Annotated in this window: 13 protein-coding genes and 1 tRNA gene; 1 reads left to right on the forward strand and 13 read right to left on the reverse strand. The window is 36.5% G+C overall.

The genetic code is table 11. The annotated features are described in order from the left end of the window. Positions 1–5 precede the first annotated feature (5 nt). From CAO17_RS16775 to spoIIE, 4 genes are all read right to left on the reverse strand, one after another. Entirely contained in the window at positions 6–941 is a 936-nt protein-coding gene (locus CAO17_RS16775) for a protein kinase domain-containing protein (RefSeq protein ID WP_085993726.1), read from the reverse strand. After that, a complete protein-coding gene (locus CAO17_RS16780) occupies positions 910–1,644 on the reverse strand; it encodes a vWA domain-containing protein (protein WP_085993727.1) in 735 nt (244 codons plus the stop codon). The genes CAO17_RS16775 and CAO17_RS16780 overlap by 32 nt, the downstream gene beginning before the upstream one ends. 107 nt (positions 1,645–1,751) lie before the next feature. Beyond that, positions 1,752–2,054 (reverse strand): hypothetical protein, encoded by a 303-nt coding sequence (locus tag CAO17_RS16785; protein WP_085993728.1) that lies wholly within the window; start codon positions 2,052–2,054, stop codon positions 1,752–1,754. Positions 2,055–2,251: 197 nt separating this feature from the next. After that, positions 2,252–4,705: a stage II sporulation protein E gene (spoIIE, locus tag CAO17_RS16790; protein ID WP_085993729.1), complete on the reverse strand. Its 2,454-nt coding sequence runs from the start codon at positions 4,703–4,705 to the stop codon at positions 2,252–2,254. 429 nt (positions 4,706–5,134) lie between these two features. Between spoIIE and CAO17_RS16795 the strand changes: the two genes are divergently transcribed. Then, a tRNA-Met gene (locus tag CAO17_RS16795) sits at positions 5,135–5,208 on the forward strand. Between the two features lie 289 nt (positions 5,209–5,497). Here the strand turns inward: CAO17_RS16795 and CAO17_RS16800 are convergent. From CAO17_RS16800 to mfd, 9 genes are all read right to left on the reverse strand, one after another. Next, entirely contained in the window at positions 5,498–5,890 is a 393-nt protein-coding gene (locus tag CAO17_RS16800; RefSeq protein ID WP_085993730.1) for a S1 domain-containing RNA-binding protein, read from the reverse strand. A gap of 69 nt (positions 5,891–5,959) precedes the next feature. After that, the gene (locus CAO17_RS16805) at positions 5,960–6,340 is read right to left on the reverse strand and encodes an FtsB family cell division protein (protein WP_085993731.1); all 381 of its coding nucleotides are present in this window, start codon (positions 6,338–6,340) and stop codon (positions 5,960–5,962) included. Positions 6,341–6,406: 66 nt separating this feature from the next. Further along, positions 6,407–7,012: a spore cortex biosynthesis protein YabQ gene (gene yabQ / locus CAO17_RS16810; RefSeq protein ID WP_085993732.1), complete on the reverse strand. Its 606-nt coding sequence runs from the start codon at positions 7,010–7,012 to the stop codon at positions 6,407–6,409. Continuing rightward, the gene (gene yabP / locus CAO17_RS16815) at positions 7,009–7,311 is read right to left on the reverse strand and encodes a sporulation protein YabP (RefSeq protein ID WP_085993733.1); all 303 of its coding nucleotides are present in this window, start codon (positions 7,309–7,311) and stop codon (positions 7,009–7,011) included. The genes yabQ and yabP overlap by 4 nt, the downstream gene beginning before the upstream one ends. Before the next feature lie 160 nt (positions 7,312–7,471). Further along, positions 7,472–7,726, reverse strand: coding sequence for an RNA-binding S4 domain-containing protein (locus CAO17_RS16820; protein WP_085994537.1), 255 nt, complete (start codon positions 7,724–7,726; stop codon positions 7,472–7,474). Positions 7,727–7,731: 5 nt separating this feature from the next. After that, the gene (yabN, locus tag CAO17_RS16825; RefSeq protein WP_085993734.1) at positions 7,732–9,189 is read right to left on the reverse strand and encodes a bifunctional methyltransferase/pyrophosphohydrolase YabN; all 1,458 of its coding nucleotides are present in this window, start codon (positions 9,187–9,189) and stop codon (positions 7,732–7,734) included. Further along, positions 9,182–10,774 (reverse strand): putative polysaccharide biosynthesis protein, encoded by a 1,593-nt coding sequence (locus CAO17_RS16830; RefSeq protein ID WP_085993735.1) that lies wholly within the window; start codon positions 10,772–10,774, stop codon positions 9,182–9,184. The genes yabN and CAO17_RS16830 overlap by 8 nt, the downstream gene beginning before the upstream one ends. 141 nt (positions 10,775–10,915) lie before the next feature. Continuing rightward, a complete protein-coding gene (gene spoVT / locus CAO17_RS16835; RefSeq protein ID WP_085993736.1) occupies positions 10,916–11,452 on the reverse strand; it encodes a stage V sporulation protein T in 537 nt (178 codons plus the stop codon). A gap of 134 nt (positions 11,453–11,586) precedes the next feature. After that, on the reverse strand, positions 11,587–15,108 hold the full coding sequence (mfd, locus tag CAO17_RS16840) for a transcription-repair coupling factor (RefSeq protein ID WP_085993737.1): 3,522 nt from the start codon (positions 15,106–15,108) through the stop codon (positions 11,587–11,589). Positions 15,109–15,127: the final 19 nt, after the last annotated feature.

The raw sequence follows: 15,127 nt of genomic DNA on the forward strand, positions 1-15,127 counted from the left end.
TCAAATTATAAAAGTAATGATAGTAAGTAAAAGAATGTAGCTACAACTGATATTCCTCCTAGTTCCAAATAAAAAGGTATATTAGAGAGTTTGCGAGTAGAATTTTTCTGCACCCTACTTTTATTTTGTGTTTGATAAACAGCACGAATGACTTCGTTTTTCATTTCCTTACTTGTACGATATTGTCCTAATAGTGCCTTTTTAAACATCATGCGGTACGGCTTAAGTTCTTTTACTTGATCTATCTTTCTACATAGAAGCTTTTCCGATTCTGCAACCTTTTCAAAGCGTTTAGGATAATAAATATTTAAAAATACCATCGTTAATGCAAATAGGTCGTAGCTTGGCTCTGCTTTTCTAGTACCCATCCCCCAGTATCCTCGATCATAAAACTCTGTATATTCCTTTATCGCTCGACCTCTTTGTGTTGTCCCCCCGACATCAACCCATCTAACTCTTATAGGTGATGAGAGAACGATTAAATTATCTAACTTCAAATCACCAAAGACCCAGCCTGATTGATGAAGCTGCTCTAGATCATCCAGTAATTGAAGTAGAAACACACCAACCCAAGTACCTCCTTGGTTCCGGATAAATTGTTCCATTGATTGGCCTTTTAAATATTCCATAACATAAAAAGAGTACGTTTCTCCAGATGGGGAAACCCAATCATCCACATCCAATAAATAAGGCCCAAGATGACTACCTTGGACCTGCTGCAATGACTTTAATACATTAACCTCAACAGTCATCGAAGTACTCTGTTCGCTAATTTTTAATGCCGCTAATTTCCCACCAGTTTCACATAAATAAACAGTTCCAATTGCACCTTTTCCGAGCCTCTTCTTTATTACATAATGTTTGTTATGCCATTTACCAAAAACTTTTGTGCCAGCCCTAAGATCAATATCAAACTTCTTCGATGTCTGCTTCATCTTCATTTCTTAAACTCCTTAAAAGGCTCTTCTTACCAAACTGATAAATTGCTTCACGCAATGCAGGACCAGTAGGAGTAATACCACCACTTGTCAGTTTAGGGAAAACATTTGAAATGGAATTTAATTGTGGAGACCAATCTAATATTTTTTGTAAATCTTTCCTTCTTCCAGGAAAGCTATAAATACAAAAGCGATTCTTACCGATACGGGAGTTTAAGCTAATGGAAAGGTCGATTAATGATTCTTTTACGGTTGGCAGTTTATCATGCATACTAGCACTTGTGTCCACCAAGACTACTACTTCTAAGTCACTCGTTTCACCTAAATCTTCTACAACCTCCATAATTTCACCACGTTTTTCTGGAGACACATCTTCTAATGATTGTTCAGATCCCAATATTTGCTTTAACTCCTTGTTAACAAAGCCTTGGATTGTTTGTGTCATAGCCTGTTTTGTTACCATTTGCACGGTTTGTGATAAGGTTTCCGGGTAAACAATTTGACTAACGCCACCACCAGAAAGTGCAATATCCTCTACTTCCTGAAGGCCATCCACATCCTCTGTTTGACGATTATCTAATACTCCAATTACATTAACGGTAATTCCTTGCTGATTTGCTAATGCTGCCACAGCTCGAGGATCCTCCCCCCTATTCGAGCATCCATCGGTTATAAGCAAGATTTGTTTTAATGTCCCTTTTTTCATACCGATAACCTCCCTTACATTCTACTAGCATCATCGCCATCATGTAGTAGAATTATACATGTCTATCGGTAGGATACGTGCATTATTCAGCCTATGACGTGAATCTATCATTCTAAATAACCACATGGACTCCCCCTAGCCGTAAAATCCGTCATAAGTCCCGATTCATCTAGTACCGTTCGGCTAAGACTGAACACAAAGTTGGAAAAAACGGTTTGTATCCTTTCTCTGTCAATTTGGCGAATAAATATATTCACATGGTTTGTGAATCGTCTTGTTTTTATAAATAGCTGGGCAGCAAACGGAAGAATATACTTATTTATTTGGGTAATACTTCTTTCCCACATAGGATTTCGGTTGATTACATTTACAAAAGCTAATATAAAACATTCAATCATAGAAAATATCATCTATCATCCACTCCTCTATAGAAATTCTTTTAAATAATTCGATAAAAATGACTTATCGATGTTTCTAGTTAGCGATAGGAGGACTTCTACTAAAACCGCCCACAACGTAAAAGTAAGCACTTCCTGATTAAGCCCGCTTCTCATGAACCTTTTAATTTACACTCCAATCCTTTTTTACCCTCCTTTAGAACACACTCTTATAATGCTTTATCATTGTACAGTGGTACCGATGCCCATTTAGGCTGGTTTTTTTGGACCTTTGCTACTAATACGGTCATATCATCATCAATTTCTCCTGATTTTGCTCGGATAACCTCTTCTAATAAGAGATCGGCAATTTCTTGTGGATCATCTGTTGCCATTTCACGGAGCTTTCTCTTCATCCAGATGTCTGTATTTTCCACATGCACTGGACCATCAAATATTCCGTCACTCATCATAATTAATAAATCCTCTGACAACAACTGTTCACTAACAATATCTACATCAAATTCCTGAATGATTCCAATTGGCAAATTACTTGCTTCCACTTTTATGACATCCTCTCCTCGTTTAATAAAGCTAGGAGTGGAACCAATCTTTAAAAACTGAACAAAGGCATCATGCAAATCAATGACTGCTAAATCAAGTGTTGCAAACATCTCATCGGTTGTCCTTAAAGATAAAATGGAATTAATAGATTTAATGGCAACCTTTTCAGGTATACCTGTTTGCAGGATTTGCTGAAGCAGTCTTAAAGTCTCTACGCTCTCTTCCCTTGCACGTTGTCCATTTCCCATGCCATCACTTATCGCCATTGCATATTTACCAGCTCCTAACTCAATGGTTGTATAACTATCCCCTGATATGAATCCCCCTCCTTTTGCGGCATTCGCAGCACCTGTAGAAACTACAAATTCCCTCGCAGAACCAAACGCTAAATAACTTGTCCCATTTGGAAATGGCGATATTTCCTCTTGCTTAACTACTATCATTTCATTCAATATCTCAGAGAGTACAGGAGCAATTAACTTTGTGCCTTCCCCATGATAATCATAGAAGGAAGTAGTCATTTCAATATCAACACTACCTTTCTCCAGCGAAAATATATCTAATTTATCTGTCTCAATCCCCATATTGGTTAATGCTTCTATAATTTGATTCTCTTGTATTTCGTGATTCTGTCTTTCCTTTAGAATTTCTTTCGCAAAATCCCCCATCACCTCCGAAACTCCATGTAATTGATCGGCTACTAAGCGTTTACTTTCGAGAACCTGTTGCTTTAACTTACGATTCGCTTCAAAAAATGTTATTTCTTCCTTCATCACCCCTAATACTTTCTTGGATTTAACGCAATGATTCTCAAATTCCCTCATCACCTTATGATTGGGATACATTCCATCTGCAAAATCTTCCTTCATCTCCTCCATTAAGGAATAAGTTGTATCAAACTCCTTCTGCCAACATCGGTCCTTCATAAAACAGGATTGACAGCTGCGTTCCGTTACTTGAGAAAGAAAATAATCGGTTTCCTTTCTATTTTCCGTTTCATCTAGTGCATAGGCATCCGTTGTATCAAAGCTTTTTGCTAATGCACCAAAAACACCTGAGAATTGTTCTACCCGCTTTGCTGTTACATTGCGTACCTTTTGTAAGTATCTTTCTTGTTCATTGGAATACTCCTCTGTTCCCGGAATGTACCGAGAAATTTTGCTAACCCATGTTGCTGGTGTCAAGAAGAATAGAATAATAGCTATAGCTGATTCCGTTATAGAAGGTATTAATTCAATAGACGTTCCGTAAATTCCAATTAAGAATGTACCAACCATCAGCCCTATAGAAACCCCTATTTTTTTCCCTTCCTTCAGTAAACCACCTAATAGACCAGAGAACGCTAGCAGACTCATTTGATAAAGGTTAGCTACATTAGCTAATGAAAGAATTAATCCTGCTACCACACCAACCGTTGAGCCTATCGCGGCACCTCCCACAAATGCAAACAGTAAAACAAAATACCGCGAAAAAATTTGTTCAATGGATGCACCGTAAATTTCCCAGCCGATGGTACCTGTTAATATAGAGGCAATAAGAATAATCATACAAACAATTTCTTCATTTTTTAATGTAGGTTTATATCTTTTTGGTGATAATAGCGGAATACTTTGCATAAAGATTAATACTAGAACTGTCCCTAAAACCCCTTCAACAGCTAAAAGCATCCACTCATATGACGAAATTTGGCTATTTAGGGAATATATAAAAACTCGAGTTACAGCTGTAGATAAGAACACAAACATCGGGATAAGTATCTGCTGATTTTTTTTATTTTTAAATAGAGCTGCTAAAAAAATAAATACGGTCATAGCTATCACCGCAAATACACTATGTGTGATAGAAAAGGTCAAAGCTCCGATTAGAACAGAGATCATCGTATAGAAAGTCTTTGTACGATCCACAAACCAAATAGTTGCAATAAATGCAACGGCAAATGGTGATACATCGCTTAAGATAACTGCACGTCCTAATAAAAATCCAACAATAAAAAACAACAAACCCTTTTCTAATAGGATGGTATTAAATTTTAGTTGAATTTGGTTTCGAAGTTTTCCAAATAGACTCTTGTTTTCCAAACCAAAGCTATCCGTATCCATTTTTGGAATAGAACCCATCATATTATCCACTCCTATCTTTTCACTTTAGTAAACCATAATATGTCTTTTTTTTTTGTCAAAACTTCAGTGTTCATTCCAAAAATCGTTCGACGTCTTTCTAACAAAAGTGCAAAATTCAACATATAGGAATAAGGGTTATGTCCAATTGTTCATCATGCAATCTAACAGTAAAAAAGGCTTGATTTACGTTAAAAGGATGGTCTAATTGAAAATAAATGCCTTAAAAATTTCCCATATAGGGATAATCTACTAGACAGTCTTTGACGAATCTCATTGCGAATTGGCGAAACCCGTTACATGGAATGGAAAGATACTAGTAATTTATACAAAATTTTCTTAATAAAAACGAAAATTTTTAAACAGACTTTCTAGCACTTTTCTATTGACACGAATAAAGACGTACGTTATTATATCTTCTGTTAGTAACTTGGCGGCGTAGCTCAGCTGGCGAGAGCGTACGGTTCATACCCGTGAGGTCGTGGGTTCGATCCCCTCCGCCGCTATAAACAAAAGCGAGAAGTGAACGTTTAGCTAGACGGTTGCGCTAGACACTTTCATGTAAAAAGGCTGTTACCTCATTGGTAACAGCCTTTTTATTTATATATAGTATTCAATCAGTGGGAGTTTTCTTTCATCCCCACTAATAATGATTTGCTCTTCCTTTATTTTTGAGGTGCGGGTATCACTATCCCTTAACCTGCGAGAAATGTATCAACCAAAAAACAGATACCGATTTGGTATCTGTTTTTTCTGTATATTTCTAGAGCATTGAACTATGATAGACAGCAACTGCTATCCTCTTCTAGCACCTCGACCTCCACGTTTGGATTCGGTATGCTTTTTCAAAGAGGCTAAGCGATCTTCAGAATCTTTGAGAAAGCGACTCATTTTTGCTTCGAAATTTTCTTGGCGGTCTTTTTTTGGTTTTGGACGGGATTGACGCGCTGGACGATCCTTCGCTTTCTTAATGGATAATCCGATTTTTCCATCTTTCTCGACATTAATGACTTTAACTTCTACTTCATCTCCGACTTTTAAATGGTCGTTAATGTCCTTAACATAATTGTCGGCAACCTCACTAATATGAACAAGACCTGTTTTCCCTTTTTCGATCTCAACAAATGCACCAAAATTAGTGATTCCAGTTACCTTTCCTTGCAGCTTGCTGCCTACTTCAATTGACATAAAAAAAATGCTCCTCCTTAAAAGATTAGATAAAGTTCATTTATAGTATATTAATCTTATGAAAAAGTGTCAATACGCCGGTTCCTCATCAGGGACGGTAAATATAAGTTCCCCTTCTTTAGATAAAAAATAATTCGTTCTAGCAATATCCAATACGTAATCCTCATTATTCAAAAGCTTAATTTCCTCCTGAAGCTTTCTACCTTCCACTTTTAATTCTTCTAGTTCCTTCTCAAGCTGATCATACTGTTCTTGTTTTTCAGCATGAAGTACACGTTGTTTCATATGGTAGCCAGCCATGCTCCCAACTATAACCATTGTAACAATAGAAAATAGTACTAAACGACGAATCAAACGCTGCTTTTTTCTTCTCTGTCTTTCTATGTATACGTCATATTGCTCCACGTAGTTTGAATCTATTTTAGTAACGGTTTTCTCTTGAGAAGACAAAGCTTCTACCTCCTTTTCGTTTCATTTAAGCTCCCTATGACAGGCTTGTCCATATATAGCTCTTAGTCATTTACGGTTGCTTTTATTTTTGATATACTTCAGCCATTTAAAGATTATATTCTTTATTTTACTATAAAATCCTGCTATTTGCTGCAAAAAGTTTTTAAAACTTTTCGGTAGCAGATAGTAAATGACTTTAGCAATCCAACGAATTGGAGCAAATAGAAGCTTTGCGATAAAAAGTACTACTTTCCATAAGGCAGTTGCTAAACCAACTACAATAGTTATAAGGACCGTTACCATCCATATTATTGGTTGAATAATAAGAGCTTGTACTAGCCTTTTGAAAAATTGATAAATAGCTGTTACCACACGTATCATATGTTCAAGCATACGCTTATATATATTTGCAGCAAACACTTGATACATTGAAAATCCCAATAGACATGCAATGAGAACATAAAATCTTATCTCGCCCGCATTTACCTGAAATAGGATATAAAACAAAATGATTGTTTGAGTAAGCCAAAAGCAAATTTCCATTAAATAGTTTAGAAAAACTGTATTTTTCCAATATGGTGTGAAACGGCGAAAGGTATCTAAGGCCATCCCTAAATAAAATCCACTTCCTACCATGGTTATCATGGTTAAGAATTGCACACTTAGGGTCATCTAAATAACTTGCTAAAGAATCCTTTAGCTTTCTCCTGACCTTGATCATCGACATAGGTAAGTTCATACACTTTTCCTTTTATGGTTACTATCCCTTCACCAACATCAAGATTTTTTAACTGTAGATTTTGGCCACGAACAATTAAGTAACCCATCACTGTCTCAAGCAAAAATTCCTCATTATCAAAACTGTCCACTTCTTTAACGCCTGTAATCTCCAAGTTCCTACGATTATTCATTTTTACATAATGGTCCGTGTTTGTTCTTGTAATGCTTTCTTTATTATCATAATAATTCATATAAAAACGCCCTCCTTATCATTATCAATTTATGAAAGGAGGGACAAGTATAGAACAGGAAACTTGATAAGAAATTTCGTGCGTAAATACACTACGCTTTCATTAATGAGTTAGATTATACATCAAGGCGCACAAAATTAATGCGTATTAATCCATTCCATCAAACCTTTTCTTCTTTAACAATTGTATACAATGTTTCTGCTTCGTCCTTTTTTACATTTTCTCGTAAATCGTTTATTTTCAACGTAACAATCTTTTGACCAAATGTAATGGTTAGTTCATCGCCTACTTTAAGATTAGCAGAGGCTTTTGCTTGGTTTCCGTTAATCATAATTCTCCCTTGTTCTGCTACTTCTTTTGCTAGAGTTCGACGTTTAATTATCCGCGATATTTTTAGAAATTTATCTAATCGCATACCAATCACTCTCTTTCCCTTTCCTTTGCTTCATTCCAGTACATGTCCATTTCTTCTAATGTAACATCTTCTATATTTTTTCCATTTAGATTTAATTGCTCTTCGATATATGAAAATCGAGAATAGAATTTTTTATTCGTTTGTTCCAATGCCAATTCTGGATTAATCTTATAATACCTTGTCAAATTGACTAAAACAAATAGAACATCCCCAAATTCCTTCGCTATTTCATCATCGTTTTTAAATTGAATAGCTTCTCTTACTTCCTTAATCTCTTCATCTAACTTATTCCACATATCTGTTACTTCATCCCAATCAAAACCAACTTTTGCGGCTTTTTTCTGTAACTTATATGCTTTAACTAGAGCAGGAAGGGGCTTAGGGATACCGTCTAATACTGATTTCCTCTTGTCTCCTTTTTCCTTCTTTTTAAGTTCCTCCCAGTTATCAACAACTTCCTCGACTGAATCTGCTGATACGTTATCAAAAACATGTGGATGACGGTAAATCATCTTATTCGTAATTCCTTTTATGACGTCATCAATGGAGAAATAACCATTATCTTCTCCAATTTGGCTATGTAGCATGACATGCATAAGAATATCGCCAAGTTCTTCAATTATTCCTTCATCATCTTGATTATCAATAGCCTCTATTAATTCATATATTTCTTCAATAGAATGCTCTTTTAACGATTCATGTGTTTGCTTCCGGTCCCATGGGCAACCTTCTGGGGATCGCAATACCCTCATAACCTCTCTGAGATTGGTAAATGTATGATTTAGGAGATTGGTAGGAACAGGAGGCACATAAACACTAGTCAAATTATTCACTTCTATCTCACGGTCTAGCTCACTTAAAGCAACCCTTTGAATGGATTCCTTCTTACTTCCTACCGCTTCAACAATTGTTATTTCATAATCTGGTGGTAAATCCTCTAATAATGCTAGTTTTACTTCTGAAGCAATCAACTGATCATATACCTGGCAAAAAATGAGGTGGTGCCGATATTCTAATTCACTGCGATGAAAGGATGTGCCATCAACAAATTGGAAGCCCTCAATTGGATCAATTTGTAACGCAGTAAATAAGTCATCTAAATAGCTTTGGCCACCTGCCACTTCTACTTGGATATCGTCCTGCCCTAATAGCAATTGAACGGATTTTTCCGCAAGCATAGGGTGTCCTGGAACAACATAGGAAACAACACCTTCTGTATCCTTTGCTATCTCTAACAAATCCTGAGAAATTCTATTATAAACGGAATCAAATTCATCCTCATCTTCATAAATGGAATCAAAGGTATGAAAGGATACCCCTTCTATTTGTAATGTTTTAATCACTGGATGGTCAGCTGTCCGTGCATATATCACCCGATCTGTACTTTTTAACTTTTTATATATCCCTAATGATAATTGATTGATGTCTCCAGCACCTAAACCTATTATTTCAATTTTACCCATTGTTGCCCCTCCAATTATAAACCTTTAAAATATAAGAAGAGAAAGGTAGTAGCGATATCTCCCTCTTCGATAATGCGTTTCCACGTATGAGAAGAAACATAAACAAACAAGCACCTGTTATAACCATAAATAAAACATATAACAATACATGTAAACGATTCTGTAATAAATGAACCGGAATGAAATGTTTTATCATATAAATATAGGCAAGCATCATTAAAGATGCCTGGAAAACTGCCTTATAATTAATATTCCGGAAAAAAGTCCATTCAGGTAGCTTCCTTTTTAGATTCATCATTACCATAACCAATAATCCAAGTAAACTAATGACAGTTGATAATGCAGCACCTGTTATACCGATAATAGGTACGAATAATTGATTTAATACCCACTTTGTAAATAAAGAGACTATAATAAATCCAGCCGTGCGTTTAATAAAACCTAACCCTTGTAGGATAGACGAAGCTGTTACTGCTAAAGAACATAAGAGTATGGATACCATCAGGATGCGCAAATCCATCGTTCCATTATCATTTTTGTACAATAATAGATTGACTTCAGGAAAAATGGCAATAATCCCAATTGTTGCTCCTATAGCCAAATAAAAACTAAACTTTAATGCACTACGTATATAAAAGTAAAACGCATCTCTATCTTCCACTAACCTTCGTTTCGAAACGGAGGGTATAAGGGCAAGTGCGAAAGATGAGCCTAGCACTGTACCTAACTGTATAATAGGCTGTCCTCGATCGAATATCCCCTTCACTTCTTTCGCCTCATTTAATAAGAATCCGTATTTCATTAGACTAGGCACTAATGTAAATGCATCAGCAAATTGCATCACTAGTAGAACCATATGATTTAATGCGGCGACCATTCCAAGTATTAATACTGTCTTAACGTAATAATTCCATGGAATAGGGTAAACTTCCATGGAAATTGGTTTTTTAAAAAGGAAAATAATGAAAAGGGTGGCTAGTGCGGCCATTCCTCCAATTAAGGAAGCAATCACCGCTGACAGTCCTATATCATAATAATTGATTACGTTTTTAGCGACCAACACTGCAGCAACAATGATAATCGTCACTCGTAGTAATTGCTCTATTACTTGGGACAAGGCGGTCGGCTTCATATCCAATTCAGCCTGAAAGACTCCCCGTTGTAATCCTATAAATGGTACGAGTAAAAATACGATTGCCGTAAATTGGTATGTATGTACTAAATTGGAGTCCCCAATCCAAGTAGCTAAATTATCTGCATTCAATAAGAGAAAAAGAAATATAGCCCCATTCATGATAAACATAATAAGTGAGATAGGGATATAAAAACTTCGAATGGAAAGCTTTCTTCCTCTTCCCCTCATATCTATTGCTATTTTAGATATCGCTTGTGGAAAGCCGTATAATGCTAACATAGTTGCAATACCTAAAATAGGATACACCTGCTGATAAATATAGAAACCGACATCCCCAGTTAAATTTTGTAGCGGTATGCGATAACCCGCACTTAAAATTTTACTAATAAAACCGGCTAACGTTAAAAGTAAAGCACCTTTCACTAACCGATTTGTTTCACTACCACCCATACATAACGTCCCTTTTTTATTTATCCCGATCTAGTTATATAAATTCCATCCAATTATAGCATAGTTTCTTTCCATAATTGTATAAATAGAAGGGTTAAAAATAAGCAAAAACCAGACATTGCTGATTTTTGCTTAAAACCATTACTCCATTTGCCTCGCTAAAAATCCAGAAGCAGTTTCAGCAGACTTTTCCTCCACTTTACTTAGCTTTTCGCCGTCTTTGGAAAAGATTAGTACACATCCTATTGGATCTCCATTCGCGATTACTGGGCTAATACAATAGGAATTAACCTCTTGTTCTTTTCCATCAAGGATTTCTATGGTATTACTCTCTGCTTCAAATACAGTGTTACGGTTTTCAATTGTTTTCGTTATTTGTGAACCAATATTCTTATTTAAGTAATCCTTTTTCGACTCTCCAGCAACTGCGATAACCTCATCTCGGTCACATATAAGTACTGGAAATTGAAGTGAATCAAACAGTGCTTCTGCATATTCTTTTGCAAAGTGTCCTAATTCATTAATCGGTGAGTATTTTTTCAAAATAACTTCGCCTTCTCGATCGACGAAAATTTCCAGTGGATCTCCTTCACGTATGCGAAGAGTCCTTCTGATTTCTTTAGGAATAACCACTCTTCCTAAATCATCAATTCGACGTACAATACCTGTAGCCTTCATCCTGAGTTCCCTCACTTTCTACGATGATTACTCTTGCTTCCGTATTTCTAAAAACTGTCGGGATATCTAATAATCACCAGGTGTGGTTTTAGTATAGGCAACTCAAAAATAACTATACATTACCTGCCAATTTTTTAGCCATTTCTATCCACTGTCTCTAACTTTTTAATAAAGTCCCTAACAAATTCATATCTATTTGGCATGTTTTTGGCAGTTTTAAACACAATCTTTAGGTTCTGGTTTTCAGTCCCTAATTGTACATTTCGTCCAAACTCATTCGCTAATTCAAATAACTTCGACCCATCAATTTGCTGGCTTCGTCCTTCATCGACTAAAAGGGTTATTTTATTATTTTTTTCCGTAATGGATTGCACGCTTTCTCTTTTAGCATACAGTTTTAAAGAAGAGACGGTAAATAAATTTGCAACTTCATCAGGGAAGTCACCAAACCGGTCAATAAGCTCTTCTTTTAATTCATCCATTTCCTCTTCATTATCTAAAGAGCGGAATTGCTTATAAATATCGATTTTCTGTTTTTCGTCACCAATATATTCATCAGGTATATATGCATCTAATTTTAAGGTCATTTCTGTTTCAAATGGCTCTACGTTCTCTACTTCTTTCCCTGCCTTGCGTGAATCTATTGCATCTTTTAACATTTGCGAATACATGTCAAATCCAACAGAATCAATAAAACCATGCTGTTTTGAACCTAATAGATTCCCTGCTCCACGAATAGATAAGTCACGCATGGCAATTTTAAATCCCGAACCTAACTCCGTAAATTCCTTAATCGCCTGCAATCTCTTTTCCGCAACTTCCGTTAACACCTTATCCTTTTGATACGTGAAGTAAGCATATGCTACTCTGTTAGACCTTCCAACGCGCCCACGAAGCTGATAAAGCTGACTTAATCCCATATGATCGGCATTGCTTACTATTAACGTATTCACATTTGGGATATCTACACCTGTTTCAATAATGGTTGTACTTACTAGAACGTCAAATTCGCCTTCCAGAAAACTTACAATCATATTTTCTAATTCTGTTTCACTCATCTTCCCGTGGGCAACACCTACTCTTGCCTCTGGAACGAGCATACCAAGGTCTCGTGCTACCTTTTCAATATTCTCCACCCGATTATATAAGAAGAAAATCTGTCCACCTCGTGCCATTTCCCTTTCAATGGCCTCCCTAACCAAAATTGGATTATACTCCATTACATAGGTTTGAATTGGGAAGCGGTTTTCTGGAGGTGTTTCGATAACGGACAAATCACGAACGCCTAACATAGACATGTGTAATGTCCTTGGTATTGGTGTCGCTGTTAATGTAAGCACATCTACATTCGTTTTCATTTGTTTAATTTTCTCTTTATGTTTTACACCAAAACGTTGCTCCTCATCTACAACTAACAATCCTAAATCACGGAATTCGATATCTTTGGATAAAATTCGATGTGTTCCTATAACAACATCCATTGTCCCTTTCTTTATTCCGTTGATGGTTTCTGTTTGTTGTTTCCTCGTCCGGAATCTACTCAATAAACCAATATTTATTGGATAATCCTGAAAGCGTTCGCGAATGGTCTCATAATGCTGTTGAGCAAGGATAGTAGTTGGTACTAAAAGGGCAACCTGCTTTCCGTCCATGACAGCTTTAAACGCAGCACGAATAGCAACCTCTGTTTTCCCATATCCTACATCCCCACATAATAGACGATCCATTGGACGCTGTTTCTCCATATCAGCCTTTATTTCCGTAATACATCTTAACTGATCTTCAGTCTCCTGATATGGAAAAGCTGCTTCAAACTCTCTTTGCATCTCTGTATCTTCGGAGAATGCGTAACCCTTTCTAGCTTCTCTTTCTGCATAAAGCTTTATAAGGTCATCTGCTATATCTTCCACGTTGGATTGAACTTTTCGTTTTACCTTCGTCCACTCTGAACCGCCTAGCTTATAAAGCTTCGGCTCTTTACCTTCTGCCCCAACATATTTCTGTACTAAATCAATCTGGTCAATAGGGACATATAACTTATCATCCCCTGAGTATCGAATCAGCATAAAATCTTTATGCAGGTCGTTCAATTCCAGTGTCTCAATACCTATATATTTCCCTACCCCATGGTTGGCATGTACAACATAATCCCCAACTTTTAATTCCTGATAGCTTTTTATACGTTCTGCATTCGATATTTTCTGCTGCCTTCTTTGTTTCTTTACTCGTTTCTTAAAAAGTTCATTTTCGGTAACTAGAACGAGCTTATGCATCGGTAATTCGATACCATTACTCAGGTTACCAACTACAATGGTTGGCTTCTCCACTGGTAATTCTAGCTTTTTGGCTACACCGGCTTCAATTCCATAGTCTTCAAAAATAGAATGAACTTTTTCTGCCCGCTTTTCATTTGGTGCTAATACAACAACTGAGAAGTCCCCTTTCTCCCAGCGTTTTAATTCATTTTTAAACAAGTGCATTTGGCCATGAAACTCCTGCATGGCTCTAGATGACAAGTTTATAATATTCTGCGGATTGGTATTAGGTATGTGTCTAAGGAATACAGACGTATATAATCGTTGCTGTATCATATCATCCATAATGGATTGCCAGTCAAAGGAAAATCTACTATTCTGGACCATCTTACCAGTTTCAAGTAGGCTACTGTACCATTCCGCTTCTTCCTTATCTAAATTTAGCGCCGTCTCTTGGATACGGCTCATTTCATCCAAAATGACTAGTCCATCCTCAGAAAGGTAATCTAATAAACTAGCAGGTTTTTCATACATGTAGCCGATATATTTATACATCTCCTGAAAACGCTCTAAATTTTTTAAGCGTCCAACATCTGCTTCAATGACCTCATCTAGGTTTTCCTTTGTTTCGGACTTTTTCATCTTTTTCAATGTTGCACCTAAAGCCTTCTCCACTCGATCTGCCGCTGCATGAATATCCTCATCTGTCAACAATAACTCTGTGGCCGGTCCAACTATAATTTCCTGCATCTTGGATAAAGACCTTTGTGACTCGGCATCAAAATATCGAATAGAATCAATTTCTTCATCAAATAGTTCAATTCGAATTGGATTTTCTTCCGTAATAGGATAAATATCAATAATTCCACCACGTTTGCTAAATTCACCTGGAGTTGTAACCATGGATACCCTTTCGTAACCCATATCAATTAAAAAGGCAAGATATTTCTCAATATCTATCTCTTCACCCAATGTAAATGTTAGTTGATACTTACTCCAGTAATTAGGAGGGGGGAGTATACGCTTTAATGCTGCAACAGGTGCTAGTAATATGCCTGATTTATTTTTTGCCCACTTTGTTAATGCTTCTATTCTCTGACTTCTTAACTCTGGACTAGAAAAAGCTATTTCAGAGGAAATCAATTCATTAACCGGATACAAATGTACATGGTCTTCACCAACTAGTTCTACCAAATCATCATAGAGCTGCTGTGCATGCACCAATTGATGGGTTACTAATAAAACCGGTTTAGAAATGGATTCATTAATAACCGAAACTAGCATACTTCTTGCAGAACCAGATAAGCCAGCTACAAGCTGTTCCTTCATTCCACCCGTTATACCGTTGATAATAGACTGAATATCTTCCTTCGATCCTAAAAAATTATTAATTGCTTTCATCGTTAACCCCCGCTACTTT

Origin of the sequence: Oceanobacillus senegalensis, assembly GCF_900176885.1 — a bacterium.
Taxonomy (GTDB): Bacteria; Bacillota; Bacilli; order Bacillales; family Amphibacillaceae; genus Oceanobacillus; species Oceanobacillus senegalensis.

Bases quoted from the DNA above. Each gene is read 5' to 3' on its own strand.
- CAO17_RS16775 (WP_085993726.1), bottom strand. From the start codon at position 941: ATGAAGATGAAGCAGACATCGAAGAAGTTTGATATTGATCTTAGGGCT.
- CAO17_RS16780 (WP_085993727.1), bottom strand. From the start codon at position 1,644: ATGAAAAAAGGGACATTAAAACAAATCTTGCTTATAACCGATGGATGC.
- CAO17_RS16785 (WP_085993728.1), bottom strand. From the start codon at position 2,054: ATGATATTTTCTATGATTGAATGTTTTATATTAGCTTTTGTAAATGTA.
- spoIIE (WP_085993729.1), bottom strand. From the start codon at position 4,705: ATGATGGGTTCTATTCCAAAAATGGATACGGATAGCTTTGGTTTGGAA.
- CAO17_RS16800 (WP_085993730.1), bottom strand. From the start codon at position 5,890: ATGTCAATTGAAGTAGGCAGCAAGCTGCAAGGAAAGGTAACTGGAATC.
- yabQ (WP_085993732.1), bottom strand. From the start codon at position 7,012: ATGACCCTAAGTGTGCAATTCTTAACCATGATAACCATGGTAGGAAGT.
- yabP (WP_085993733.1), bottom strand. From the start codon at position 7,311: ATGAATTATTATGATAATAAAGAAAGCATTACAAGAACAAACACGGAC.
- CAO17_RS16820 (WP_085994537.1), bottom strand. From the start codon at position 7,726: ATGCGATTAGATAAATTTCTAAAAATATCGCGGATAATTAAACGTCGA.
- yabN (WP_085993734.1), bottom strand. From the start codon at position 9,189: ATGGGTAAAATTGAAATAATAGGTTTAGGTGCTGGAGACATCAATCAA.
- CAO17_RS16830 (WP_085993735.1), bottom strand. From the start codon at position 10,774: ATGGGTGGTAGTGAAACAAATCGGTTAGTGAAAGGTGCTTTACTTTTA.
- spoVT (WP_085993736.1), bottom strand. From the start codon at position 11,452: ATGAAGGCTACAGGTATTGTACGTCGAATTGATGATTTAGGAAGAGTG.
- mfd (WP_085993737.1), bottom strand. From the start codon at position 15,108: ATGAAAGCAATTAATAATTTTTTAGGATCGAAGGAAGATATTCAGTCT.